Origin of the sequence: Trinickia mobilis, assembly GCF_017315705.1 — a bacterium.
GTDB lineage: Bacteria > Pseudomonadota > Gammaproteobacteria > Burkholderiales > Burkholderiaceae > Trinickia_A > Trinickia_A mobilis.
Genome location: NZ_JAFLRF010000008.1, coordinates 136,828 through 161,302, shown reverse-complemented (window position 1 = coordinate 161,302; position 24,475 = coordinate 136,828). Strand labels below are relative to the sequence as shown.

Here is a 24,475-nt window from a genome sequence, read left to right as displayed (position 1 = left end):
ACGCGCACCATGCCGGACGACGATTTCTCACAGGGCACGGCGCAATCCGGCGCAACGGGTTCGAAAGCCGCCTCGCCGGGACCGGCCGCGCGCGCCGGTTCGAGCTACGCGTGGATTCTCGGCGCCGAGACGCCGAGCCGCCGGGACTTACTTGCGATCGAGCGAGTACTTGCCGGGGCCGGTCACGGTCAGCAACAACAGGCCGCCGATGATGCTCACGTTCTTGTAGAAGTGAATCATGTTGTCGTACGCGACCATGCCCGTCATGTTCCAGAAGTGGTGGCCGATGAACGCGGCGGCGAGCGTGTAGACCGCGAGCACGAGTGCAAGCGGACGGGCATAGAAGCCGATCGCGAGCGCAAGGCCGACGATCAACTCCATCACGACCGCGATGACCGCGGACAATTCCGGCGCGGGCGTCCCGGTCGTCGCCATATAGGCGACCGTGCCTGAAAAGCCGGTCAGCTTGTTCCAGCCGAACAGCACGAAGAGCACCATCAACAGCACGCGCGCAGCCAGCAGGATCGCGTCCTTGCGTTGTTCAAAGAGGGCGTATCTCATGTTCGTTCCTTAAGTATTCAGTGAAAGCCAGTTAGCGGGTTTCGATTCAAATGCAGAGTCGATACGTGTTCAGATCAGGCGTACATGTCCGAGCGTTCGTTGTTGCGCAGATCGAACGCGAGCACTTCGGCGTCGCGTCCTTCCGTGAAAGTCAGCGCGTCCTCGTTGCGTACGCGTGCACCGTCGCCTTCGTTCAGACGCACGCCGTTGAGCACGACGGAGCCGCGCGCCACATGCACATACGCGTAGCGGTCGGCTCGCAACTGCAGGCGCGCGCGCTCGTCGCCGTCGATGAGACCGGCGTAGACGCGTGCGTCCTGCCGCAACGCGAGCGAGTCGCCTTCGCCATCGGGCGAGAGCACGAGCCGCAGCGTGCCGCGCTTGTCCGCAGCAGAGAAGTTCTTTTGCTGGTAGCGCGGCGTTGCGCCTTTCTCCGACGGCACGATCCAGATCTGCAGGAAATGCACAGGGTCGCTTGCCGAAGGGTTGTATTCGCTGTGCGCGACACCGGTGCCCGCGCTCATCAATTGCACGTCGCCGGGCACGATGACCGAACCCGTGCCCATCGAATCCTTGTGCTCGAGCGCGCCTTCGAGCACATAGGAGAAGATCTCCATGTCCCGATGCGGATGCTTGCCGAAACCGCGGCCCGGCACGACGCGGTCGTCGTTGATGACGATCAGGTCGGAAAAGCCGAGTTGCTGCGGTTCGTAGTAGCTGGCGAACGAAAACGAGTGGCGCGAGCTGAGCCAGCCGTGCTCGGCACGGCCGCGTTGGCTGGCGTGGCGGACTTCGATCATCAAAACCTCCGTTGTTTCGTTGAGGGCATCGTTGAAACGCTGCCCTGATGCGTTGACGAAAGTTTAGGTCAATCAACGGGCATATAATCGCGTCGCTATGAGAATCAATGTCCCATTGAAGTTGACAATAAGCCGAGGCACGGGATGCAACTGGAAGACATGCGGATCTTCGTCGCGACGGTCGATGCGCGCAGCTTCACGGCGGCCGCGAACCGTCTGCAGCTATCGAAGCAGTTCGTGAGCCGCCGTGTCGCGGCGCTCGAAGAGAGCCTCGGCGCGCGGCTTCTCGTGCGCAACACGCGCAAGCTCGCCGTGACCGATCTCGGCTATGAGTTCTACGAGCGCGCGCGGCGCATCCTTGCGGAAGTGTCCGAGGCCGAGCAGGCGATGTCCGCGCAGCGCGCCGAGCCGCGCGGCTTGCTGCGCATCAGCGTGCCGATGTCGTTCGGCATGATTCACCTGTCGCCGCTCGTCGCCGAGTTTTTGCGCGCGCATCCGGATATGCGCTTCGACGTGCAATTGAGCGACCGCGTCGCCGACGTGATCGGCGAGGGTTTCGACATGGCCGTGCGGATCGGCACGCTCGCCGATTCGACGCTGGTTGCGCAAAAGCTCGCCGACGTGAGAATGGTCGCGTGCTGCAGTCCCGGCTATAAGCGCAGGCGCCGCGCGCCGGCTGCGCCCGCCGATCTGGAGCGCCATGCATGTCTCTTGTACGGGGAGGAAGGGCGGTCGGGGTGGGAGTTCGCCGTCGACGGCACGCGCCGCATGTTCGACGTGCGCGGCCCGCTGCGCGCGAACAACGGCGAGATGATCCGCGATGCGGCGATCGCAGGGCTCGGCATCGCACGGCTGCCGGAATTCATCGTCGCAGAGGCGCTGGCGAGCGGCAAGCTCGTCGAAGTGCTCGAGGACTTTTCGCTGTCGTCGTTTGCGGTCTATGCCGTGTATCCGCAGCATCGTCAAAGCTCGGTGACGATCCGCGCGTTGACGCAGTTCTTGCGCGAGCGTTTGGCGAAGCGATTGGGTGCTTGAGGGGTTAAGTATCGTCGGCTCGGGACTGCGCATCCGGCGACTTCGCCCCGCATGCGCGAATGATGAGCGCGACGACTTCTTCCGTCGCCGCATCGAACGCCCTCTTCGACAACGCGCGCTTGCCCGATAACGCCTGGATCTGCGCATCGAAATCGGCGTAGTGCTGCGTGACGGCCCAGATCATGTAGAGCAGCGCGCGCGCATCGATCGGCGCTAAAAGACCGCGAGCAACCCAATCGTTGACCACGACGACGCGCGATTCCGTCCACGGCTTGACGCGCTCGGACAGGATGTCCTGCATGTGCGTCGCGCCTTGAATGATTTCGCTCGCCCACACCTTCGATCCGAGCGGCCGCCGCCGCGACAGCGCCATCTTCGCGCGCACGTAGCCGCCGATCGCTTCCACCGGGTCGTCGCTGCACTCGAACGTATCGGCGGCGCGATGCCATTCCTCGAACACGTCGTCGAGCACGCGGCGATAGAGATCGAGCTTGGTCGGGAAGTAGTAGTGCAGGTTGGCCTTCGGCAGGCCGGCGCGTTCTGCGATCATCGCAGTGCTCGCGCCTTCGAGCCCGCGTTCGGCGAAGACCGCCTCCGCGCAGGCCAGCAAGTGCGCTTCATTCGTGTGACGGATGTGCGCCTTGCGGCGCCGCATCGGTTTCGTGGTCTCTTCGTGTTCGTGGTCGACTGCACGCGTTTCATCGCTCTTCATCATCGGCCTCGTTCGGCTTGCCTGCCGCGTCGCGCCTCATTGTAGTCGCAATCTCGCGAGCGGCGCGGGCCTGGCGCACTGGGCCCGCGACTTGGCGAGCACGCTTTGCTGCAGCGCAATGGCACGCTTTTCGCTGGGTTAGAACCCATTGAAATCTCGACATTAATGGTCTACAACCTGTCCAATCGGACAGGATTGGAGAGGCGGGGAATCCGTCGCTGGCCGCAGCGACGAAGCGATGCACCGGCGATGGGCAAGGCGCCCCAAAACGATGAGGAGAAGGTCAGATGAGCGCAGTAACGGAGCAAGGCGTGGACGCGTTGGTCAAGGTGAACGGCCAGCGCCTGTGGGACAGCCTGATGACGATGGCGAAGATCGGCGCGACGAAGAAAGGCGGCGTCTGCCGGCTTGCGCTGACCGATCTCGATCGCGAAGGGCGCGACCTGATCGCGAACTGGGCCAAGGAGGCCGGCTGCACGGTCACGGTCGATCAGATGGGCAACGTGTTCATGCGGCGTGCCGGCCGCAATGCCGCCGCGGCGCCGGTGATGACCGGCTCGCACGCCGATTCGCAGCCGACGGGCGGCCGTTTCGACGGCATCTACGGCGTGCTCGGCGGCCTCGAGGTGATCCGCAGCCTCAACGATCACGGCATCGAAACCGAGCACCCGGTCGAGGTCGTGATCTGGACCAATGAAGAGGGTTCGCGTTTTGCGCCGGCAATGGTGGCCTCGGGCGTGTTCGCAGGCGTCTTCACGCTCGAGTATGGGCTCTCGCGCAAGGACGTCGACGGCAAGACCATCGGCGAGGAACTGCAGCGCATCGGTTACGCGGGCGACGTGCCGTGCGGCGGCCGTCCGATTCACGCGGCGTTCGAGCTGCACATCGAGCAAGGCCCGATTCTCGAAGCCGAGCACAAGACGATCGGCGTGGTGACGGATGCGCAAGGCCAGCGCTGGTACGAAATCGTGCTGACGGGCCAAGAGGCGCATGCGGGCCCGACGCCGATGCCGCGCCGCCGCGACGCGCTCCTGGGTGCAGCGCGAGTCGTCGATCTCGTGAACCGCATCGGGCTCGATCACGCGCCGTTCGCGTGCGCGACGGTCGGCATGATGCAGGTGCATCCGAACTCGCGCAACGTGATTCCCGGGCGCGTGTTCTTCACGGTCGATTTCCGCCATCCCGACGATGCAGTGCTCGCGCAAATGGACGCCGAGTTGCGCAAGGGCGTCGCGCGCATCGCCGACACAATCGGCCTCGAAACCCAGCTCGATCAGATCTTCTATTACGCGCCGGTCGCGTTCGACCGGGCATGCGTGAGTTCGGTGCGCCGCGCCGCCGAGCGCTTCGGCTATCCGAACCGGGACATCGTCTCGGGCGCGGGACACGACGCCTGCTATCTGTCGCAGGTCGCGCCGACGTCGATGGTGTTCGTGCCGTGTGTCGACGGCATCAGCCACAACGAGATCGAGGACGCGACGCTCGAATGGATCGAGGCCGGCGCGAACGTGTTGCTGCACGCGATGCTCGAGCGTGCGAGCGAGCCGGTTTCATGACCACGCTGCCGTGTCGACGTGTCGACGTGTCGCCGTTTTGGCCGCCGGGGTTCGGCGGCCAACTGTGCATCGATCGAATTGGCCGCTAGCTTTGCATGGGACCGAAGCAGGCGCTGAAGCGCCGACTTCGGATCGACAGTTTCAGGCGTATTCAAAAAGTTGTGCCCGCCTTGGGTTCCGGCTTCGCGCGTGCGAAGCCGGCGGGCACCGTTCGTCCTCTTTCCTGTGTAGGAGCGCGCATGACCACGAAGGAAACCGGCGATATCGCCGCCGGCCGCCTCGACGCTGAACAACTGGCGTGCCAGTTTGCCGACATCGCGCCGCTGCTCGACGCGGGCGCCGCCGCCGTTGCCGCCAGCCGTTGCCACTACTGCTACGACGCGCCGTGCGTGAACGCCTGTCCGACGCAAATCGATATCCCGAGCTTCATTCGCAAGATCGGCCACGGCAACTTGAAGGGCGCCGCGCTCGACATCTTGTCGGCGAATCCGCTCGGCGGGATGTGCGCTCGCGTGTGCCCGACCGAGATCCTTTGCGAAGGGGCTTGTGTGCGCAACCATCAGGACGGCAAGCCGGTTGCGATCGGCGCGTTGCAGCGGCACGCGACCGACTGGGCGATGGCGCGCGGCGAGGCGCTGTTTTCGCGCGCGGCGGAGACCGGGCGCCGTGTCGCGGTGGTCGGGGCGGGGCCGGCGGGGCTCGCGTGCGCGCATCGTCTCGCCGTGGCGGGGCATCGCGTGACGCTCTTCGACGCGCGTGAAAAAGCCGGCGGCCTCAACGAGTACGGCATCGCGGCCTACAAGACCGTCGACGAATTCGCTCAGCGCGAGGTCGAGTGGCTCTTGTCGGTCGGCGGCATCGAGTTGCGCACGGGTGTTGCTCTGGGCCGCGATGTGAGCCTTGCCGAGTTGCGCCAGCAGCACGACGCGGTGTTTCTCGCGGTGGGGATGGCGGGCGTGAAAGCGCTCGGTGCCGAAGGCGAAGCGCTCGGCGGCGTGCTCGACGCGGTGGACTTCATCGCACGGCTGCGCCAGTCCGACGATCTCGCGACGTTGCCCGTCGGCCGGCGCGTGGTCGTAATCGGCGGCGGCAATACCGCGGTCGACGCCGCCGTGCAGAGCAAGAAGCTCGGCGCGCAGAGCGTGACGATGGCGTACCGGCGCGGCGTCGAGGCGATGAGCGCGACGTGGGCCGAGCGCGAATTCGCGCAGACGCAAGGCGTATCGCTCGTCCTCAATGCCCGTCCGGTGCGCGTGCTCGGCGACGGTCAAACCGTCACGGGCGTCGAATTCGAACGGACGAAGGAAGACTCGCAAGGCCGTCTGGCAGGCACGGGCGAACGCTTCACGGTGGAGGCCGACATGGTGCTCAAGGCGATCGGACAGACGCTCGTTGCGGGCGGCATCGAGCGCGAGATCCTGACGCTCGACGGCGCGCGCATCGCGGTCGACGACGAGTGCCGCACGTCGCTCGGCGACGTCTGGGCCGGCGGCGACTGCGCTGCGACGGGCCTCGACCTGACCGTGCAGGCGGTGCAGGACGGCAAGCTCGCCGCGGCGTCGATCGGCCGTGCGTTCGCGCGCACGGCGGCACGCGCGGCCTAGCGGCATCGAGCGGCAAATAGAGCGCTGCGCGCGCAGCGATAACGCCCGCGCGCCACGCAAACGACACAGACACTCCAGGGAGCCGAACATGGCCGATCTTCGCTGCACGATTGCCGGCATCACTTCGCCGAACCCCTTCTGGCTCGCTTCCGCGCCGCCCACCGACAAAGCCTATAACGTCAACCGCGCGTTCGAAGCGGGCTGGGGCGGCGTCGTGTGGAAGACGCTCGGGCTCGATCCGCACGTCGTCAACGTCAGCTCGCGCTACGGCGCGGTGCAATGGAACGGCCAGCGCATCGCAGGCTTGAACAACATCGAGCTGATCACCGACCGCCCGCTCGACGTGAACCTGCGCGAGATTGCGCAAGTGAAACGCGACTGGCCCGACCGTGCGTTGATCGTCTCGCTGATGGTGCCGTGCAACGAGCGCGACTGGAAATGGATTCTGCCGCTCGTCGAAGACACGGGCGCCGACGCAGTCGAGCTGAACTTCGGCTGCCCGCATGGCATGAGCGAGCGGGGCATGGGCTCGGCGGTGGGCCAGGTGCCCGAATACGTCGAGATGGTCACGCGCTGGGTGAAGGAGGGCACGCGCCTGCCGTGCCTCGTGAAGCTCACGCCGAACATCACCGACATCCGCCTCGGCGCGCGCGCCGCGTACAAAGGCGGCGCCGACGGCGTTTCGCTGATCAACACGATCAACTCGATCGTCGCGGTCGATCTCGACCAGATGGCGCCGATGCCGACCGTCGACGGCAAGGGCGCGCACGGCGGCTATTGCGGACCGGCCGTGAAGCCGATCGCGCTGCACATGGTCGCCGAGATCGCGCGCGACGCAGAAACGCCCGGTCTGCCGATCTCCGGCATCGGCGGCATCTCGACGTGGCGCGACGCCGCCGAATTCATCGTGCTCGGCGCCGGCAGCGTGCAGGTGTGCACGGCGGCGATGCATTACGGCTTTCGCATCGTGTCGGACCTCGCCGACGGCCTCTCGAACTGGATGGACGAAAAGGGCTACGCGACGCTCGACGACATCCGCGGCCGGGCCGTGCCGAACGTCACGGACTGGAAATACCTGAACATGCAATACGACATCAAGGCGCGCATCGACCAGGACCGCTGCATTCAATGCGGCCTGTGCCATATCGCGTGCGAGGACACGTCGCATCAGGCGATCACGCGCGAGAAGGACGGCGTGCGTCACTTCGAGGTGGTCGACGAGAACTGCGTCGGGTGCAATTTATGCATGCATGTGTGCCCGGTCGAGCAATGCATCACGATGGAGCGCGTCGACAGCGGTGCGTATTCGAACTGGACGACGCATCCGAACAACCCTTCACGCGTGACGCAGCAAGACGAGACCAACGTGCCCGCGAAAGCGGCTTGAACGAAGATTGCAACGATTGGAGAACTTTCAATGAACCAATCCGCAGGAACCAGCGAGACGCTGATGCAAGCAGGCGTATCGGAGAGCACGCTCTACAACGACGACCTCGCGCCGACCGGCCGCGCGCAGCGCACCTGGAAGTGGTATCACTTCGCCGCGCTGTGGGTCGGCATGGTGATGAACATCGCGTCGTACATGCTCGCGGCGGGTTTGACCGAGCAGGGCATGTCGCCGTGGCAGGCGGTGGCGACCGTGCTGCTCGGCAACATGATCGTGCTCGTGCCGATGCTCCTGATCGGCCATGCGGGTGCGAAGCACGGCATTCCGTACGCGGTGCTCGTGCGCTCGTCGTTCGGCACGCAAGGCGCGAAGCTGCCCGCGCTGTTGCGCGCGATCGTCGCGTGCGGCTGGTACGGCATTCAGACGTGGCTCGGCGGCAGCGCGATCTATACGCTCTTGAACATCCTCACCGGCAACGCTCTGCAAGGCGCCCCGCTCGCCGTGATCGGCATTTCGGCGGGACAGGCCGCGTGTTTCCTGTTCTTCTGGGGCATTCAGATCTACTTCATCGTCAACGGCACCGATTCGATCCGCTGGCTCGAAAGCTGGTCCGCGCCGATCAAGGTCGTGATGTGCATCGTGCTCGTCGGGTGGGCGACGTCGAAGGCGGGCGGCTTGGGCTCGATGCTGTCCACGCCTTCGCAGTTCGTCGCAGGCGGCAAGAAGGCGGGCCAGTTCTGGGCAACGTTCTGGCCGAGCCTCACGGCGATGGTCGGCTTCTGGGCGACGCTCGCGCTCAACATCCCCGACTTCACGCGCTTTGCGAAAACCCAGCGCGACCAGATGGTTGGGCAGGCCATTGGCTTGCCGCTGCCGATGGCCTTGCTGTCGGTGATTTCGGTCGTGGTGACGTCGGCGACCGTCGTGATCTACGGCAAGGCGATCTGGGACCCGATCGACCTGACGAGCCGCATGACGGGCATCGGTGTCGGCATCGCGCTCATCATCCTCACGCTCGACACGATGTGCTGCAACCTGGCGGCGAACCTCGTCGGCCCCGCGTACGACTTTTCGAGCCTGTGGCCGAAGGGCATCTCGTACAAGACGGGCGGCCTCATCACCGCGACGATCGCGATCGTGATGATGCCGTGGAAGATCCTCGCGACGACGCAGGGCTACATCTTCACGTGGCTCGTCGGCTACTCGGCGCTGCTCGGGCCGGTGGCCGGAATCATGATGGTCGACTACTTCCTCGTGCGCGGCACGAAGCTCGATCACGCGGAACTGTTCGACGAAAACGGCGAATACGCGTACACGGGCGGCTGGCATCTCGCGGCGGTCGTCGCGCTCGTGGTCGGCGTGCTGCCGAATCTGCCGGGCTTCCTGAACACGGCATTTCCCGCGGCGTTCCCGAACGTGCCCGATGCGTTCAAGAGTCTCTACACGTATGCGTGGTTCGTCGGCCTCGTGCTCGCGGCGCTCGTCTACGGCGTGTGGATGAAGCTCGGCAAGAGCGCGAGTCCGCGCGTGGCGAGCGCATAGCCGGCGACGGCATGGGCATGGCGCGCGCTGCGCGTGGAGGCACGGCGCAAGCGGCGCTGCGCACCGCGCGCATCGATTGAGAATTCAACGAAGGAGACAGCAGCATGGCAATCTTGATACGCGGCGGTACGGTGATCGACGCCAACGAAACCTATCGAGCCGACGTGCTGTGCAACGACAGCGCGTCGGGCGGCACCATCGCGCAGATCGGCGCGAATCTCGACGCGCCGGCGGGCGCGACCGTGATCGATGCGGGCGGCCAGTACGTGATGCCGGGCGGCATCGATCCGCATACGCACATGGAATTGCCCTTCATGGGCACGACCGCGAGCGACGACTTTTACACCGGCACCGCGGCGGGGCTTTCGGGCGGCACGACGAGCATCATCGACTTCGTGATCCCGAGTCCGAAGCAGCCGCTCATGAGTGCATTCGAAGCATGGCGCGGCTGGGCGGAAAAAGCGGCGGCGGACTACGGATTTCACGTCGCGGTCACGTGGTGGGACGAGTCGGTCCATCGCGACATGGGGACGCTCGTGCACGAGCATGGCGTGTCGAGCTTCAAGCATTTCATGGCCTACAAGAACGCGATCATGGCCGACGACGAAGTGCTCGTGAACAGCTTCATGCGCTCGCTCGAACTGGGCGCGCTGCCGACCGTGCACGCGGAAAACGGCGAGCTCGTGTTCCGTCTGCAGCGCGAACTGCTTGCGCGCGGCTTTACCGGCCCGGAAGCGCATCCGCTGTCGCGGCCGCCTGAAGTGGAGGGCGAGGCGGCCAATCGGGCAATCCGCATCGCGCAGGTGCTGGGCGTGCCGGTGTACATCGTGCACGTGTCGGCAAAAGACGCGCTCGACGCGATCATCCGTGCGCGCAGCGAAGGACAGCGTGTGTTCGGCGAAGTGCTGGCGGGCCATCTCGTGATCGACGAATCGGTGTATCGCGATACCGACTGGGGACGCGCGGCCGCTCACGTGATGAGCCCGCCGTTTCGCACGCAGCAGCATCGCGACGCGCTGTGGCACGGGCTGCAAGCGGGTCACTTGCATACGACGGCCACCGATCACTGCGTGTTCTGCGCCTCGCAGAAGGCGATGGGCCGCGAGGACTTCACGAAGATCCCGAACGGCTGCGGCGGTGTCGAAGACCGCATGTCGGTGCTCTGGCACAACGGCGTGAACACGGGGCGCCTGACGCCGAACGAGTTCGTGCGCGTCACGTCGACGAACGCTGCGCAGATCTTCAATCTGTATCCGAGGAAAGGCGCGGTCGCCGTGGGCGCCGACGCCGACCTGGTCGTCTGGGACCCCGAGGCGTCGAAGACGATCTCGGCCGCAACCCATCACCAGAATGTGGATTTCAACGTGTTCGAAGGGATGACGGTCAAGGGCGTCGCGACGCATACGATTACGCGCGGTCATCTGGCCTGGGCGAACGGCGATCTGCGTGCGCAGCGCGGGGCGGGGCGCTACTTGAAGCGGCCGCCGAACCCCGCCTACTTCGACGCGGTGCGTGTCGCCAACCGGCTCAAGGAGGTGGAACCCGTCGCGCGTTGAGATCGATTTCCGATGCGAAGGGCGGCCGTCGCTACGCTACAATGACCGCCGCCCTAAAACACGGAATATCAATGAAGACTCGGATTTCGCTGCTCGCGTGCCTGAGCGTCGCGCCCGTCGTGATCGCGGGCTGCGCGCTGTACACGAACCCCAGCGCCTGCGAACAGCAAATGCGCAGCATGGCCGCCGAGAAATTTCCGGACGGCAAGCTCTCCATCTCGCATGCGGGGGTGGCGATCAAGGGAGCACGTGTCGTCGTCGAGGGGACGATCGAGAGCACGCCTGCGGCCGCTTCGGCGGCGCTGGCGGCGTCGGCGCCTCTTGAGGCGCCGGCTGCGGCGGAGTCCGCTTCAAGCGCTGCGCCGGCGCCGGCAAGCGCATCCGCATCGGCCAAACCGAAGAAAGTCAAGACGCCGACGGCCGCCGAATGCCTCTTCAAGGGCGAAAAACTGGCGTCGTTCACCTGGCTCGCTCCGTCCGCTTGGGTCGCGCCGGACGATTCCGACAGCCAGTAAATCTGCCGTCGCGCTTGCCGTTGGCGGGTCCGTTGGTCCGAGAGGGGCCGGCCGGACCGGTCCAATACCGTCCTGCCGCCACAGTGCTACGATTTTCAATCAGCGACAGTGACCCACGGAGGCGGAGATGGACGGATTTGTGAGGCATCAAATCGAAGGCGCGTCCGTCGACATCGAGGTGATTCCCGCCGCGCCGCACGGATTTGCCGCCCGGTTCCGGATTTTCTGCGACGCCACCGACGAGCCCGGCTGGCACGCCGTCCACGTGACGAACGGCGTGTTCGACACGGCGCAGGAAGCGGAGGAGGCGGCCAAGTCGGTTGCGCTCGTGCGCATCCTGTCGCACGGCGAACGCGGACGCTGACTTGCCGCCGCGGCAAGCGCGCGGCGCGTACGTCGACGCGAAAGCGCGCGAACGGCGTGAACCCGCCGCCGAGTTCAAGATGGTCGTGAGCGCGTATTTGAGCGCGCGCCTCGACTGACGCTCGGGCGCGCACCCCCTTAGAGCGCGTAGAACGGGCCAAGCCCGGCGGGTGTCGGCTGCCCTTGGATCGCGGTGAAGATGCGCCGTCCATAGAAGAACGGCAGCCCCCAGTCGGCGACGTCCGCCGTCGGTCCGGCAAGGTTGTCGAACGCCGCGTTGCCGGTCGCGAACAGCGTGTTCGTGTTCGCGACGGAGAACTGGGCCGACGTCGTGCTGCCGCTCGTGCCGTGGAACGCGGCCGAGAAGGCCTGTTCGGTCGCGGGGCAATACCAGCCGCTGCACTGCGGGAGCGACGCGTTCGAAAAAAAGAGGCCGTTCGAGCCGGTGTCGAAAAAGCTCTGTGCGAAAGTCGTGCCGGCCACGACGCTCGTGACGTAGATCGAATCCGAGCTCGGCTGGAGCACCGTCGCAGTGCCGAGCGCGTTGTTGCCCTGGCTGCCGATGCCGAAAATCAGCGAGCCGCTGACCGACGCCGCGCCCAGGTCGGCGACGGCGGGCAGGTCGATGACGACGCCGTTGTTGTCCGCGGCGAATTGGCTGACCGGATTGACGACTTGCTGCGCGACCGGTTGCGCGCTCGCGACGCACGCGCCGTTCGCCGGACACGCGTAGTACCAGCGCGGCAGCGCCGAGCTCGCGCAGCCGTTGCCGCAATCCGCGCTGAAGAGGCCGATGCCCAGGATGCCGTTCGCGCGCAGGCTCGTGCTGTCCTGCATCGGTGCGCCGGTCTGCGCGCAATCGGCGGCGACGGCCGGCACGGTCGGGTCGGCGATCACCTGGATCGGAATCGCGGTGGCGAGCTCGCTCGCGAGCCGGACGTCGGCGCTGCGCACCGCGCCCCAGGTGAAGCCGCTGCCGAACACCGCGCATTCGGCTGCCGGGGCGCCGCTGCCGGACGGCACGGCGGGCAGGGCGAGGTTCGACGTCAGCGCGGACGCGAGAATCCGCAGGCCATACGAACCGGTATCGACCTGGATGTTGTCGATCGTCTGGCATTGCGACGTGTTCGGCACGCACACGGTCACGCTGGTCATCATCATGTTGGGCGTGCCGGTCGGCGTCGAGGCGACGGCGACCGGCTGAACGTTGGGCGTGGTCGACGGCGTGACCGTCGTGTCCGCCGGGTTGGGGGTGCTCGCGCCTCCCGTGTTCCGACTCGGTGACGAGGCGCCCCCCGCCGAGGCGGCACTCCCGCCGCCGCCGCCGCATCCCGCCAGCGCGCCGAAGACGAAAAGGCCGAGCGCGAGCCATCGTGTCGTTCTTGAACGCATCGCGCCTCTCCCTAACGCAGATCGTCGATCGAGACGCCGGCGGGCAATGCGCCGGGCAGCCACGCGCGGCCGATATAGCTGCGCATTGGCCCGCCGGACTCGACGACGAAGTCCCCTTGCACGACGCGCCCCGCGTGCCGGTTCGGCGAATTCGCGGCGCCGGATTGGAAGGATTCGAAGCGCGCGCCGAGCAGCTTGTGCAGGTCGGGCATCGTTGGCCCGTTCCACGTATAGGCGACGATCTGGCCATTAGCCGCGGCGTATTCACGGATCGTCGTGCCGCCGTCGTCGACGGTCGTCGCGACGCTCAAGGCGCGCTCGGCGCCGGCGGATTGCGCGAAAGCGCGGGGGGCGGAGATGCCGGCGGCGGAAGTGGCGGCGGGTGCCGCTCGCGCGCCGCCCAACTGAGCGTTTGCGCTGGCGCAAACCGTCAGGGACAAGGCAAGCGCGGCTCGCCAGGCGGGGCGAGCGGACGTGGCGCTCATCATGTGGCTGTCCCCCCCAATTCTCGATAAGTCTGATTGTTAAAGTTGCGTTTGGACGATAGCACCGGCAGAGTTTAGAAGGACCCCTAAGCCAGGAATGTGCGTGGAGCAATCTCAAAAAAATTGCTCGCGAATCGCTTCCATGCCTTACGCAGCAAGGCAGAGAAATGCCATTCGAACGTCCGGAGAGATCGTTAAAATGGTTGCGGAATGTTAAATATCGAGGGCAAGCAGCCGACTGCCCGGTACGCCCGGGTAAGCCGCTTTTTGCACAGGTCCGCCCGGGACCGGTAAAATGCGCGGTTGATCCACGGAAATATCGCCGTGGCGTTGCGGAAGGATTCCCAGAACATGACTGATCTTCGTTTTACCTCGCGGTTTGCAGCACTGCTGTTGGCCGGCGGCTTAGTCGCCTGCAGTTCGCCGTCGCCTACCAAGGTCGACTACAAGAGCGATTCGAAGTCGAAGCAAGTGTCGCTTGCGGTTCCGCCCAACATGCTTGAGGAAACGTCCGATCAGCGTTCGCTGCCCCCGCAGGGCGGCGCGACTTCGCTTTCCAGCCTCGAACAGACGCAGCAGGTCGCGCCGAAGGCGGACACCGTGATTCCGCCCGTCGCCGGCATGCACATCCAGCGCGACGGCACCGAGAGCTGGCTCGTGGTCGACAGCAAGTCGCCGGACGACGTCTGGCCGCAAGTGCGCCGCTTCTGGCAGGAGCAAGGCTTCCTGCTCGTCGTCGACCAGCGCGACAAGCACGTGATGGAAACCGACTGGAACGAAACGCGTCCGTCGATCAACGAAGGTCTGATCCGCAATACGCTGACGAAGGCAATGGGCAACTCGTATGTGGCGGCCGAGCGCAACAAGTACCGTACGCGCCTCGAGGCGGCGCCGGACGGCGGCACCTACGTGTTCATCAGCCAGAAGGGCTTGCGCGAGGCGCTTTCCGGCGTAAACAACGACCAGACCGAATGGCAAGCCAAGCCGAACGATCCGGCGCTCGAAACCGAATACCTGAAGCGGCTGATGGCTGCGCTCGCACGGGCGAATTCGCATGGTGACCTGACCGCCGCGGCAGCGGATCTGCCGGCGAGCGGCACGCAAACGGCGTCGATCGATGCAACGCCGCAAGTGGCTCCGAAGCCAGCCGCTGCAGGCGCGCAGACGGGCGTGGCGGCGATTGCCGCGCAAAACGTCGCGCTAGCGGCGAAGACTCCTGCGCCGGCAGACACGGCTGCGGCGAGCGGCCAATACACGTCGACGGAACTCACGCTCAGCGAGCCGTATGACCGCGCATGGCTGCGTGTCGGTCTCGCACTCGACCGCAGCAACTTCACCGTCGACGATCGCGATCGCACCCGTGGCCTGTACTTCATCCGCTACGTCGATCCGAAGGACAAGAGCTCGGACGAACAGGGCTTCTGGAACCAGGTCTTCCACGGCCGGAAGGAAAAGGAAGCGAAGCAGTATCTGCTCAACGTTCGTGCCGTGACGCCGAACCAGACGCGCGTGGCGGTCGTGGACGCCAAGGGCGAGATCGATTCGTCGAATCCGGCGAAGGAAATCATGGCGCTCGTGATCGACCAGTTGCGCTGATCGTGCTCTAGCACGCTGAATCCAGCGCTCGATGAAAGCCCGCCTCGGCAACGAGGCGGGTTTTTTATGATGTTACGCGCCGGGCCGCCCCAATCGCACTGACAGCCCCCTCGCGCCCCGAAATGGCTTTTCCGGACCCGATCGAAAAGGAAATCCATAAAAAATCAAGGGGATAGATGGGTGCGCTGGCTTGGCATGCAAGCTGCGCTATCTAAGCGGAAGGCAAAAGTTAATGCTTCAGCGGTTCGAGAGCGCCGCTTGCGTTCTAGCGTATCGCGGTGCTGCGGCCGGCGCTCAATGCGCGGCTTGCGGGACGTCGAGAATCAGGATGATGGTCCAGTCGGCATCGCCTTCATGGTGATACTGCCGCTCCGCGACGATGAACGGCTGCTGTTTGCCGGAAGGCCCGAGAAACAGCACATCGCCTTCCATCGGAAGGCATTCGACCGGCGGCAACGCGAGAAACGCTTCCTGCGAGCCGCGTGGCATCAGCTTTTCGATTTTCCGGGATGCGGCTTCGGTCCATTCGATGTCCAACTGGATGTTGCTCATTCTGTCCTCCACACCGGGGTGCGAACGCGTTGCGAAAGTTTGGTGCGCGACTGTAGCATACCGGCGCGCACCGGCCCGCAAACAAAGAAGCCGAAGCCGGCGTGACCGGCTTCGGCTTCTTTCCAGGGGCGCGAGATTATTAGCTGGACGCACCTTCCTTTTTCGCCATCGGCTTCTTGTGATGATGTTTCATCATCGGCTTTTGCTTCATCTCTTCGTGCGGCATCGCTTCCTGCTGCGACTGCAGGGCCTGGGCGCGCTGCTCGATGTCCGCAGCCTTTGCCGGGTCCGTGCTTTCCGTAACGCCATTGTCGGTTTGCGCGTACGCAGCGCCTGCCAACGCAGACAAAGAAACCAAGATAGCCAGGGATACTTTCTTCATGAATACCTCCGTGCAGGGTGGTTAGTTGGTAATGGACCCAAATGTACGGCCTGTCCGGCTGGACACTGCATTCTAGCGGCCTATCGGCACTTCAACAGATTGTGTATGAGAAAAGTGACGGATCGTTACATTTGGTTACAAGTGAGTCGAGGCTCGAAGATGCGTGCCTCGCGAGCAAGGTGAGCATGTTGCGGGCCTGACTGTTCTGTCGTTCGTGTACTTGAGACGTTGCGTCAAATAAAGTTGGACTCCGAATCAAATGCCGGTGCTGCATGTTTTTGTCGCAGTCGCCTGCGGCTGTTAGAACCATCCGATCGCGCAATAGACATGGAATTGTGCAATCCCGATCAATTCGTGCAGCGCGATTTCCGCATTGACCAAGTTGCTGTAGCGGGGGAGCACGCCAAGCCGGATATGCCGCGCGTTCGACACGACCGGTTGCGGCGCAAGCCCGAAGCGGGCGAAGTCGAGCAAGGCGCGGGGCATCTGATACGCCGATGTCACGAGCATCAACGAATCGTAACGTTCGCCGCGTAACATTCGAGCGACGTTGCGCGCGTTTTCGTAGGTATTGAGGCTGGTGTTTTCGAGCAACAAGTCAGCGCCCGAGACATGAAGACGCAACAAATAAGGCGCGTAATTATCCGCTTCGCTCGTCTCGTGCCGCTGCGGATTGCCGCCGCTTACGATGACTTTGCAAGTGGCCTCGTGGCGTTTGCATGAGGAATAGAGCTCCGCCGCCTTGGCGATGCGGAACATGGCGTCGTGCTTGGGAACGAGCTTGCCGTCGCCGTTGTGCTCGGTTCCATCGCCTAGCACGATGAGCGCGGTGCGCGGTCCGAAGTCCGGCTGGGGCGCGTGCGAGACGTCGCGTTGCGCCCAATCGAGCAGGGGGGCTGCGAGCCAGCCCGCCGCAAGTAGCCAGAACACCGCGATGCTCGCGATCGCCACGGCAAGCCGCGCGCGGCGCCATAGCAGAAAAACCGCGAAAAAAAACGCGAATAAAGTGAATAAGATCAATTGACTTGGGGTAACGTATCAGTTTCGAGACAATTTATGGAGCTGTCATCACGTCGATTTAAGACGTATCGCAGCGGCATGAAATGAGCGCTTCACGCGCGCTCGAACGGGGGCTCGAAATTATAGGTGGTACCTTGGAATGGCGGTCGCGCCGAACCTGCCGGGCTCACTATCCCCGGTTCGTCCGACGCAGCCGGGCATCATCGGCCGCGCGGCATTGCGCCGTGTGAAGCCGCGTCATGGCTGCACTTTAAGAAAGAATCGAGATGACCACGTATTCCAACGAAGCGGTACTCGAGGCGCTAAGGCGAGTGCAATATCGGCAGGTTCCATGGGCCAAGCGCCCAAGTGTCTTCGAATATCTACGCGGTCTCGGCTTGATGGATACCGTCCGTCAGCGCACGGTCGCCCCTGCACCCGGTTTCCATGCGCCGGTCGACATAGCCGTTCTGACCGACAAAGGCCGTGCCGAATTTGCGCGTCTCGCGCGCGACGAGCGAGCGCTAAGCTGGGAATCGCAGCGCACACAGGACTACGCGCTAGGCGAGGCTTACGTCGCGACCGCACTGGAAGCGCGCTCGTAGCGCAAGCTTGGCCTGCTCTTGAGCTCGTTGCGCGAGCAACTGTCTTTCTTGGTCCAGTGCGCTTAGACGTCAGTCAATGCGTCGTCCGAAAAAAAAGCCCGTATCGCGAGGATACGGGCTACCGGATATTTGCTGCTGCCACGCTGTGCTCATGGCAATTACTCGGACTTCGACTATGCCGGGTGGTTCCCGCTATTTTTGCAACGCGTCACGGTTGACGGCGGTTTTCGACTCGGGAGGGTTCGGCGCGCAAGCGGGCGTCCCTGGCAATGTCGCCGCGCAAATCGCCGCGCGGCACGGTCGGGGTGACTTGATGCCCGCGCGGATCGTCCTGCTGCGGCGACTGAATCGCCGCACCATTTGGCTGGCGGTTCCAGTCGCGGGAAGCGTGCTGCGCGTGTGCGGCAACAGTAGCCAGTGAAACCACAACACCGCACAGAAGCAGTGACATGGATTTCATGGGTGGCTCCTGTCAAACCGCGCGGCGCGGTTTGTTCGCATACTCCTAAAGTAAGCGGGCGTGCGAAAGCGTGTTGTAAATAATGGTAAATAGATGTTTCGCCATGCGCCGAATATTTGACGTGCCCTGCCTTCGCCGCATGACCGCGCGATGGCGGCACAGTGCTTGCGCGATAAGGGTATCGGGTGGGTTGCCGGCACGTCGCGGCGATCGCTGCGGCGTCTCTTCGCGGCGGTCGTCAGACGCGAACCGGGCGCCCGTGCGCGCCCGGCTGCAAATCGACTTAAGCCATCTTGACGGGCGCGCGCCAGGATTCCGGATTGGTCCAGAAGGCGCCGCGCAGGCGGTCGCGGCTCGGCGGCGCCGGTGTCTTCACGGCAGTCGCGCCGATGCGTCCGCGCAGCGAAATCTGGCGGCCGCTCGTGCTAAGACGCTTCACGATCTCCGCGAGCGTGCCGTCGGCTTGCCACTCGTCGAAGCGGCGCCGGCAGGTCGGCGGCGACGGATAGCGCCCCGGCAGCTTCGACCAGCCTTCACCCGTCGACAGCACCCAAAGCACCGCATTCACGACTGCCCGGGCTTCCACACGCGGGCGCCCACGCCGCTCGCTGCGTGCAGGCTCCGCGCAGAACAACGCCTCGACCAGCGCCCACTCGTTATCTCTCAAATCGTCGAACAGCATCATGTCCTCACCTCAGCGAAGCTAACTCCGGTGCGCTGCCCCGCGCCGCGCACTCTCGATGCACCCGTAACCGGGTGCCAGGGGCCGAGGCAGACCGCGGCGGTCGATCAGTCATCGAACCGCGGGCGGCGCCGGCCGGTGCGCCCATCAACGCACGAAGCGTGCCATCTGCTTTGCGACTGCCTCCAAGGCGCTTTGCAGAAGGCCACACGGAAGTCAGCTAGGGGCGTATAAGACGCCAAAATGACCATCGCGGAAATAAGGGCTATCACCAATCTTGTGCAGTCGGCCCGCCAGACGTGCGTCTGCGCCCGATTGTTGCGCCGCAAGAAACAACTGCTGACGTTCCAGTTCGACGGGTTGGCAATAGAATTGCATCGACGGCACACATTGATGAGGCGGGCAAATGAATGTCACCTTGCGGCAGTTGCGCGTGTTTATCGAGGTCGCGCGTCAGGAAAGCTTCAGCCGCGCGGGCGATGAGATCGGACTCACGCAGTCCGCCGTGAGCCGCTGCGTGCGGGAGCTGGAAAACGAGATCGGCCTTAAGCTGATTGACCGCACGACGCGCGAAGTGCAATTGACCGATGTCGGCACGAACCTGATTGCGAGCGTGTCGCGCCTGTTGAGTGAGCTCGACGAGGCGCTGCGCGAAATTCGCGAGATCGGCGAGCAGCGGCGGGGCAGGGTGGTGGTCGCGGCAAGTCCGACGGTCGCTTGCCGGGTGATGCCGCGAGTCATCGCGACGTGCGGCAAGCAGTTTCCGTACGTCACGCTCGGTCTGCGCGACGACGTGCAAAGCGACGTGGTGCGCAAGGTCAAATCGGGCGAGGTCGATTTTGGGGTCATCATTGGGCCGCATGGCGCGGAGGACCTGATCAGCGAAACGTTGATGACGGATTCGTTCTGCTTCGTCGCCCGGGCCGATCATCCGCTTTCCGCGCATGCCGACGTCTCCTGGAGCGCGCTCGAAGGGCTGCGGCTCGTGATGCTCGATCACGCGTCCGGCAGCCGGCCGCTGATCGACGCCGTGCTGGCCGAGCATCACGTGAGCGCAAATATCGTTCAGGAGCCCGGGCTCACGGCGACCGTGTTCGGGCTCGTCGAGGCGGGCGTCGGCGCGACCGTGCTGCCTTGGCTCGCGCTGCCGGTGCCCGCCGAGACGTCGCTCGTCGCGCGGCCGCTTTTGCCGCGCGCGGAGCGCACGGTCGAGCTCGTGCGGCGCCGGGATCGTTCGCTTTCGCCTGCGGCCGAGGCGGTGTGGGGCCTGATCCGGCAGCTCCCCGTGCGGGCGGAGGATCTTGGCTAGGCGGCCCGCCGGGCTAAGGCATGCGTTCGTCCGGCGCGCTACACTGCACACTTTCGTATCGATGTTCCCTGCAACAGGACGTCCCACGATGAGCGAGACAGATCAGATCCGCCACGGCGCGCCTAACGCGCGCGATGCCGTGCGGGCGCTGCGCCCCTCCCAGATCCGAGAGGTGGCGAACGCCGGTTTCGGCGTGGCCGACGTGCTGCCTTTCTGGTTCGGCGAATCGGACCGGGTGACGCCCAAGTTCATCCGCGACGCGGCGAGCGAGGCGCTCGCCGCCGGCGCCACGTTCTATACGCACAACCTCGGCATCGCGCCGCTGCGCGAGGCGCTTGCCGGGTACGTGAGTGCGCTGCATGGCCAGACGTCGCCGGAACAGGTCGCGGTTACGAGTGCCGGCGTCAATGCCTTGATGCTGGCGGCGCAGTTGGTCGTCGGCGCGGGCGACCGCGTGGTCGCCGTGACGCCGCTGTGGCCGAATCTCGTCGAGATTCCGAAGATCCTCGGCGCGGGCGTTCAAACCGTGTCGCTCGAGTATGGCCGGCAGGGCTGGACGCTCGACGTCGAACGCCTGCTTGCCGCCCTGACGCCCGATACGCGGCTCCTGATGCTGAACTCGCCGAACAACCCGACCGGCTGGGTGATGACGCGCGATGAACAGCGCGCCGTGCTCGAGCACTGTCGCCGCCATGGCATCTGGATCGTCGCGGACGAGGTCTACGAACGGCTTTACTACGGCGGTACGCATACCGATGGCGGCGGTACGCCGCGCAGCGCACCGTCGTTCCTCGATCTTGGCGGACGCGACGAACGTGTGATTTGCGTCAATTCATTTTCCAAGACCTGGCTGATGACCGGCTGGCGGCTCGGCTGGATCGTGGCGCCCAGCGTGCTCATGGACGATCTCTCCAAGCTCGTCGAATACAACACGTCATGCGCGCCGGCGTTCGTACAGCAGGCCGGCGTCGTGGCGGTGAAAGAGGGCGAGCGTTTCGCGGCGGAGCTCGCCGCGAGCCTGCGGGCGTCGCGCGACCATCTCGTGAGCGCGCTCGCGCAGATTCCGGGCATCGACGTAAAAGCGCCGCCTGGCGCGATGTACCTGTTCTTCTCGCTGCCTGGCGCCGAGCACAGTCTCGATCTTTGCAAGGCTCTCGTGCGCGAGGTCGGCCTGGGATTGGCGCCCGGCAGCGCGTTCGGCTCGGAAGGCGAGGGATTCGTGCGCTGGTGCTATGCGTGCGATCCGGCGCGTCTCGATCAAGGTGTCGAGCGATTACGCCGCTTCCTTGCAAGGAGATGAACCGCGGGCGCCGTTCTTTACGCACCGAATATTTTTGCGTAAGATTGCGTTCAGTCACGCGGTTCCTTCTCGGAATTTCGCTGCTCCGTCCGGCTGGGTTTGGCTTGATAGCGGTACGATTCGCCACCCCCCGGTCCGTGCTCCCATCAATATGACCGATCAAAATCGGGCGAGCGCGTCTTCAGTTCCATATCGTCTGTTTGATCCGGTCCAGTGACCACAGGGTCTGGCCTAGCTGCATGAATACCCAAGAGGCGAAGATCGTCCTCGAGACTGCTTTGATTTGCGCGCAGGAGCCGCTGAAAATCGGTGATATGCGCAAGCTCTTTGCCGACGGCGTGTCGGCAGATACCGTACGCACGTTGCTCGAAGACCTGCAGCTGGATTGGTCGGGGCGCGGCGTCGAGCTTGTCGGACTGGCGTCCGGCTGGCGCTTTCAAAGCAAGCCTGCGATGCGGTCCTATCTGGATCGCCTGCATCCCGAGAAGCCGCCGAAATATTCGCGCGCGGTGCTCGAGACGCTCGCGATCGTGGCATATCGGCAGCCGGTAACGCGCGGCGATATCGAAGAAATTCGCGGCGTCACGGTCAATACGCAGGTCGTGAAGCAGCTCGAGGACCGCAACTGGATCGAAGTGATCGGGCACCGCGACGTGCCCGGCCGTCCGGCGCTTTACGCGACGACCAAGCAGTTTCTCGACGATCTCGGCTTGAAGGCGCTCGATGAGTTGCCCGCGCTTGACGATCCGGCTGCCGGGATCGAAGAGAATCTGCTGGTGCAGCACGCGATCGAGTTTGCGGACGGCGAGGCAAGCGCGCCTGCCGTGGTCAACGGCGAAGCCGACGTGGCGGCCGCCGCTCATGGCGACGGCGAGCCGGCCGCTGAAGCCGGGCAAGGCCCGCACGACTTACCCGATGCACATTCGAACGCCGCCGCACCGGTCGAGCGTGACGAAATCACCGCCGAGCGCGAACCGCTCGACGCAGAAGCAAACGTTGAACTGCAAGCCGGGAGCGCCGCAGCGCGCACCGAGCTGCAGGCAGATGGCGCAAATCGAGCGACGGCCGATTTGGCAGGACCGACGCATGACTCGAGCTCGCTCCACGAAACAGAGCGGGCCTTCGAGCCGAACCCGACGCGTGTGACGCACGACGATCCCGAGGATCGGAGTGACGGCGCGCAGGACGCAAGCGTATTCACCGACGACGAAGCCGCGTCGCGCAGCGCTTGACGTGACCGAACACCAGCCGCGCCCGCAATGGGCGCGCGCGACCTGACACTTGAGGTTGTTTTGACTAATACCCACGACACCGATTTGCCTGAATCCGGGCACGCTGTTGAAGCTGCGCGCCGCGACGACGCCCAAGAGCACCAGGCGTCGTCCAGCGAAATCGAGCGCACTGCGCCTGGCGCGGAAGCCGGCGACGAAGATCGGCCGCGCCGCGGCCTGCGACGCGGTCCGCGCAGCCTGATCGCACGCCGCCGAGCGGCGGCGAAGACGAAGGGCGTGGAAAACGCGGCGGGTCAGCCTGCGGGCGCCGCTGCTGAAACGCCGCCGGACGGCGAGGTCGTCGCCCAGGTGCGCGCGCCGCGCAAGGAAGCCGGCGCAAAAGGCCCGCGCAAACAGGCCGGCGCCAAGCGCGAAGACGGCCGCCAGAACAAGCGTGCGAACGCCCCGGCCGACGCAGGCGCCGCCACCCAGGACGACCTGTTCTCCTACGTCACGTCGCCGGCTTTCGATGCCGACAACAGCAGCACGGGCGGCGTGCGCGCGCCGATGCTGCGCCGCGGCCGCCAGGCGGAGCAAAAGCGCATCCTGTCGCCGGACGACGACGCGCCGAAACTGCACAAGGTGCTCGCCGAAGCCGGCATGGGCTCGCGCCGCGAGATGGAAGAGCTGATCGTCGCCGGCCGCGTGTCGGTGAACGGCGAGCCGGCGCATATCGGCCAGCGCATCATGCCGACCGACCAGGTCCGCATCAATGGCAAGCCGGTCAAGCGCAAGCTGCAGACCAAGCCGCCTCGCGTCCTCCTGTATCACAAGCCGACGGGTGAGATCGTCAGCCACGCGGACCCGGAAGGGCGTCCGTCGGTGTTCGACAAGCTGCCGCCGATGAAGACCGCCAAGTGGCTCGCGGTCGGCCGCCTCGACTTCAACACCGAAGGTCTTTTGATGCTGACGACTTCGGGCGACCTCGCGAACCGCTTCATGCATCCGCGCTATAGCGTGGAGCGCGAATACGCGGTGCGCGTGGTCGGCGAGCTGACCGAAGGCTCGCGGCAGAAGCTTTTGCACGGCGTCGAGCTCGAAGACGGTCCGGCGAACTTCCTGCGCATCAGCGACGGCGGCGGCGAGGGCACGAACCACTGGTATCACGTGGCGCTCGCCGAAGGGCGTAATCGCGAAGTGCGGCGGATGTTCGAGGCGGTCGGGCTGATGGTGAGCCGCCTGATCCGCACGCGTCACGGCCCGATCCTGCTGCCGCGCGGCTTGAAGCGCGGCCGCTGGGAAGAACTCGAGGACAATCAGGTGCGCAGCCTGATGGCGTCGGTGGGGTTGAAGGCGCCGAGCGAAGAGAAGGGCGGCCGCAATCAGGCGTCCGAGCGCCGTCAGCCGGACCCGATGCAAACGTCGATGGGCTTCATCAACCGCGAGCCGGTGCTCACCGCTCATGGCCGCTTCGACCAGCCGCAGCGGGGCGGCGGCCGGCGCGGCGCGGCTCGCGGGTTCGGCGGCGGGTTCGGCGGCGGGGCGGGCGGCTTCGGCGGCGGCAGCGGCGGTTATGGCGATCGCAGCGGCAGCCGCGGTCCGAACTCGGGCGGCCGACGTGACGTCGATGGCAACCGTGCGCCGACGGGCGCAGGCAAGCGCGCGTCGGGCGGCAACGCCAGCGGCAATAGCGCGCCGGGCGGCAACCGCGGCCCGAATGCCAACCGGGCCGGCGGTGGCGCAAACACGGGCGGCACCGGCGGCAATCGCGGCGGTCAGCGTCCGATGTCGCGTAATCGTTCGCGCGGGCGGTAAGCGGCAAATTCGACGCGTGGCCGGGGCTGTCTCGGTCCGCGCGTTGCCAACGCAAA

Annotated in this window: 24 protein-coding genes; 14 read left to right on the top strand and 10 right to left on the bottom strand. The window is 65.1% G+C overall.

The features are described 5' to 3' along the window. Positions 1–147: 147 nt before the first annotated feature. Together J3489_RS13670 and J3489_RS13665 are read right to left on the bottom strand one after the other, a co-directional pair. Entirely contained in the window at positions 148–561 is a 414-nt protein-coding gene (locus tag J3489_RS13670; protein WP_206998846.1) for a DoxX family protein, read from the bottom strand. Between the two features lie 74 nt (positions 562–635). After that, positions 636–1,361 (bottom strand): pirin family protein, encoded by a 726-nt coding sequence (locus J3489_RS13665; protein WP_206998845.1) that lies wholly within the window; start codon positions 1,359–1,361, stop codon positions 636–638. Between the two features lie 144 nt (positions 1,362–1,505). Here J3489_RS13665 and J3489_RS13660 point away from each other — a divergent pair, with 144 nt between their 5' ends. Further along, on the top strand, positions 1,506–2,396 hold the full coding sequence (locus tag J3489_RS13660; RefSeq protein ID WP_206998843.1) for a LysR family transcriptional regulator: 891 nt from the start codon (positions 1,506–1,508) through the stop codon (positions 2,394–2,396). A 4-nt stretch (positions 2,397–2,400) separates the two neighbouring features. Here J3489_RS13660 and J3489_RS13655 read toward each other — a convergent pair whose 3' ends face one another. Next, on the bottom strand, positions 2,401–3,108 hold the full coding sequence (locus tag J3489_RS13655) for a TetR/AcrR family transcriptional regulator (protein WP_206999031.1): 708 nt from the start codon (positions 3,106–3,108) through the stop codon (positions 2,401–2,403). Between the two features lie 287 nt (positions 3,109–3,395). Here J3489_RS13655 and J3489_RS13650 point away from each other — a divergent pair, with 287 nt between their 5' ends. The 7 genes from J3489_RS13650 (at position 3,396) to J3489_RS13620 (ending at position 11,632) form a co-directional block, all read left to right on the top strand. Continuing rightward, positions 3,396–4,664, top strand: a complete 1,269-nt coding sequence (locus J3489_RS13650) for a Zn-dependent hydrolase (protein ID WP_206998842.1) — start codon at positions 3,396–3,398, stop codon at positions 4,662–4,664. 239 nt (positions 4,665–4,903) lie between these two features. Then, positions 4,904–6,268, top strand: coding sequence for an NAD(P)-dependent oxidoreductase (locus J3489_RS38485; protein WP_206998841.1), 1,365 nt, complete (start codon positions 4,904–4,906; stop codon positions 6,266–6,268). A gap of 88 nt (positions 6,269–6,356) precedes the next feature. Next, positions 6,357–7,655 (top strand): NAD-dependent dihydropyrimidine dehydrogenase subunit PreA, encoded by a 1,299-nt coding sequence (preA, locus tag J3489_RS13640; RefSeq protein ID WP_206998840.1) that lies wholly within the window; start codon positions 6,357–6,359, stop codon positions 7,653–7,655. 30 nt (positions 7,656–7,685) lie between these two features. Beyond that, entirely contained in the window at positions 7,686–9,197 is a 1,512-nt protein-coding gene (locus J3489_RS13635) for an NCS1 family nucleobase:cation symporter-1 (RefSeq protein ID WP_206998839.1), read from the top strand. 104 nt (positions 9,198–9,301) lie between these two features. After that, positions 9,302–10,753 carry a dihydropyrimidinase gene (gene hydA / locus J3489_RS13630; protein WP_206998838.1) on the top strand — a complete coding sequence of 484 codons (1,452 nt, stop codon included), beginning with the start codon at positions 9,302–9,304 and terminating at the stop codon, positions 10,751–10,753. Between the two features lie 71 nt (positions 10,754–10,824). Beyond that, positions 10,825–11,268 carry a hypothetical protein gene (locus J3489_RS13625; protein ID WP_206998837.1) on the top strand — a complete coding sequence of 148 codons (444 nt, stop codon included), beginning with the start codon at positions 10,825–10,827 and terminating at the stop codon, positions 11,266–11,268. A 127-nt stretch (positions 11,269–11,395) separates the two neighbouring features. After that, entirely contained in the window at positions 11,396–11,632 is a 237-nt protein-coding gene (locus J3489_RS13620; protein WP_206998835.1) for a hypothetical protein, read from the top strand. Positions 11,633–11,769: 137 nt separating this feature from the next. Here the strand turns inward: J3489_RS13620 and J3489_RS13615 are convergent, their stop codons facing one another. Both J3489_RS13615 and J3489_RS13610 read right to left on the bottom strand, forming a co-directional pair. Then, entirely contained in the window at positions 11,770–13,023 is a 1,254-nt protein-coding gene (locus tag J3489_RS13615; RefSeq protein WP_206998833.1) for a DUF3443 domain-containing protein, read from the bottom strand. Positions 13,024–13,034: 11 nt separating this feature from the next. After that, positions 13,035–13,508 carry a DUF2844 domain-containing protein gene (locus J3489_RS13610; protein ID WP_206999030.1) on the bottom strand — a complete coding sequence of 158 codons (474 nt, stop codon included), beginning with the start codon at positions 13,506–13,508 and terminating at the stop codon, positions 13,035–13,037. Positions 13,509–13,859: 351 nt separating this feature from the next. On the opposite strand from J3489_RS13610, the gene bamC reads away from it, so the two are divergent. After that, entirely contained in the window at positions 13,860–15,104 is a 1,245-nt protein-coding gene (gene bamC, locus J3489_RS13605) for an NlpB/DapX family lipoprotein (protein ID WP_206998831.1), read from the top strand. Between the two features lie 294 nt (positions 15,105–15,398). Here bamC and J3489_RS13600 read toward each other — a convergent pair whose 3' ends face one another. The 3 genes from J3489_RS13600 to J3489_RS13590 all read right to left on the bottom strand — a co-directional run bounded on the left by J3489_RS13600 (position 15,399) and on the right by J3489_RS13590 (position 17,016). Then, the gene (locus tag J3489_RS13600; RefSeq protein ID WP_206998829.1) at positions 15,399–15,656 is read right to left on the bottom strand and encodes a DNA-binding protein; all 258 of its coding nucleotides are present in this window, start codon (positions 15,654–15,656) and stop codon (positions 15,399–15,401) included. 139 nt (positions 15,657–15,795) lie between these two features. Then, the gene (locus J3489_RS13595; protein WP_206998826.1) at positions 15,796–16,038 is read right to left on the bottom strand and encodes a hypothetical protein; all 243 of its coding nucleotides are present in this window, start codon (positions 16,036–16,038) and stop codon (positions 15,796–15,798) included. Positions 16,039–16,338: 300 nt separating this feature from the next. Then, entirely contained in the window at positions 16,339–17,016 is a 678-nt protein-coding gene (locus J3489_RS13590) for a YdcF family protein (protein ID WP_242540016.1), read from the bottom strand. 308 nt (positions 17,017–17,324) lie between these two features. Between J3489_RS13590 and J3489_RS13585 the strand changes: the two genes are divergently transcribed. Continuing rightward, a complete protein-coding gene (locus tag J3489_RS13585) occupies positions 17,325–17,642 on the top strand; it encodes a hypothetical protein (protein ID WP_206998819.1) in 318 nt (105 codons plus the stop codon). Positions 17,643–17,850: 208 nt separating this feature from the next. On the opposite strand, the gene J3489_RS13580 is transcribed toward J3489_RS13585, so the two are convergent. Together J3489_RS13580 and J3489_RS13575 are read right to left on the bottom strand one after the other, a co-directional pair. Then, positions 17,851–18,102 (bottom strand): hypothetical protein, encoded by a 252-nt coding sequence (locus J3489_RS13580; RefSeq protein ID WP_206998816.1) that lies wholly within the window; start codon positions 18,100–18,102, stop codon positions 17,851–17,853. Positions 18,103–18,385: 283 nt separating this feature from the next. Then, positions 18,386–18,787 (bottom strand): transposase, encoded by a 402-nt coding sequence (locus tag J3489_RS13575; RefSeq protein ID WP_136898231.1) that lies wholly within the window; start codon positions 18,785–18,787, stop codon positions 18,386–18,388. Positions 18,788–19,190: 403 nt separating this feature from the next. Here J3489_RS13575 and J3489_RS13570 point away from each other — a divergent pair, with 403 nt between their 5' ends. The 4 genes from J3489_RS13570 to rluB all read left to right on the top strand — a co-directional run bounded on the left by J3489_RS13570 (position 19,191) and on the right by rluB (position 24,419). Further along, on the top strand, positions 19,191–20,093 hold the full coding sequence (locus J3489_RS13570) for a LysR family transcriptional regulator (RefSeq protein ID WP_206998813.1): 903 nt from the start codon (positions 19,191–19,193) through the stop codon (positions 20,091–20,093). 88 nt (positions 20,094–20,181) lie between these two features. Beyond that, positions 20,182–21,393 carry a pyridoxal phosphate-dependent aminotransferase gene (locus J3489_RS13565; RefSeq protein ID WP_206998810.1) on the top strand — a complete coding sequence of 404 codons (1,212 nt, stop codon included), beginning with the start codon at positions 20,182–20,184 and terminating at the stop codon, positions 21,391–21,393. Positions 21,394–21,632: 239 nt separating this feature from the next. Then, the gene (gene scpB / locus J3489_RS13560) at positions 21,633–22,625 is read left to right on the top strand and encodes an SMC-Scp complex subunit ScpB (protein ID WP_206998807.1); all 993 of its coding nucleotides are present in this window, start codon (positions 21,633–21,635) and stop codon (positions 22,623–22,625) included. A 60-nt stretch (positions 22,626–22,685) separates the two neighbouring features. Then, positions 22,686–24,419 (top strand): 23S rRNA pseudouridine(2605) synthase RluB, encoded by a 1,734-nt coding sequence (gene rluB, locus J3489_RS13555; RefSeq protein ID WP_206998804.1) that lies wholly within the window; start codon positions 22,686–22,688, stop codon positions 24,417–24,419. The last annotated feature ends 56 nt before the right edge of the window (positions 24,420–24,475 follow it).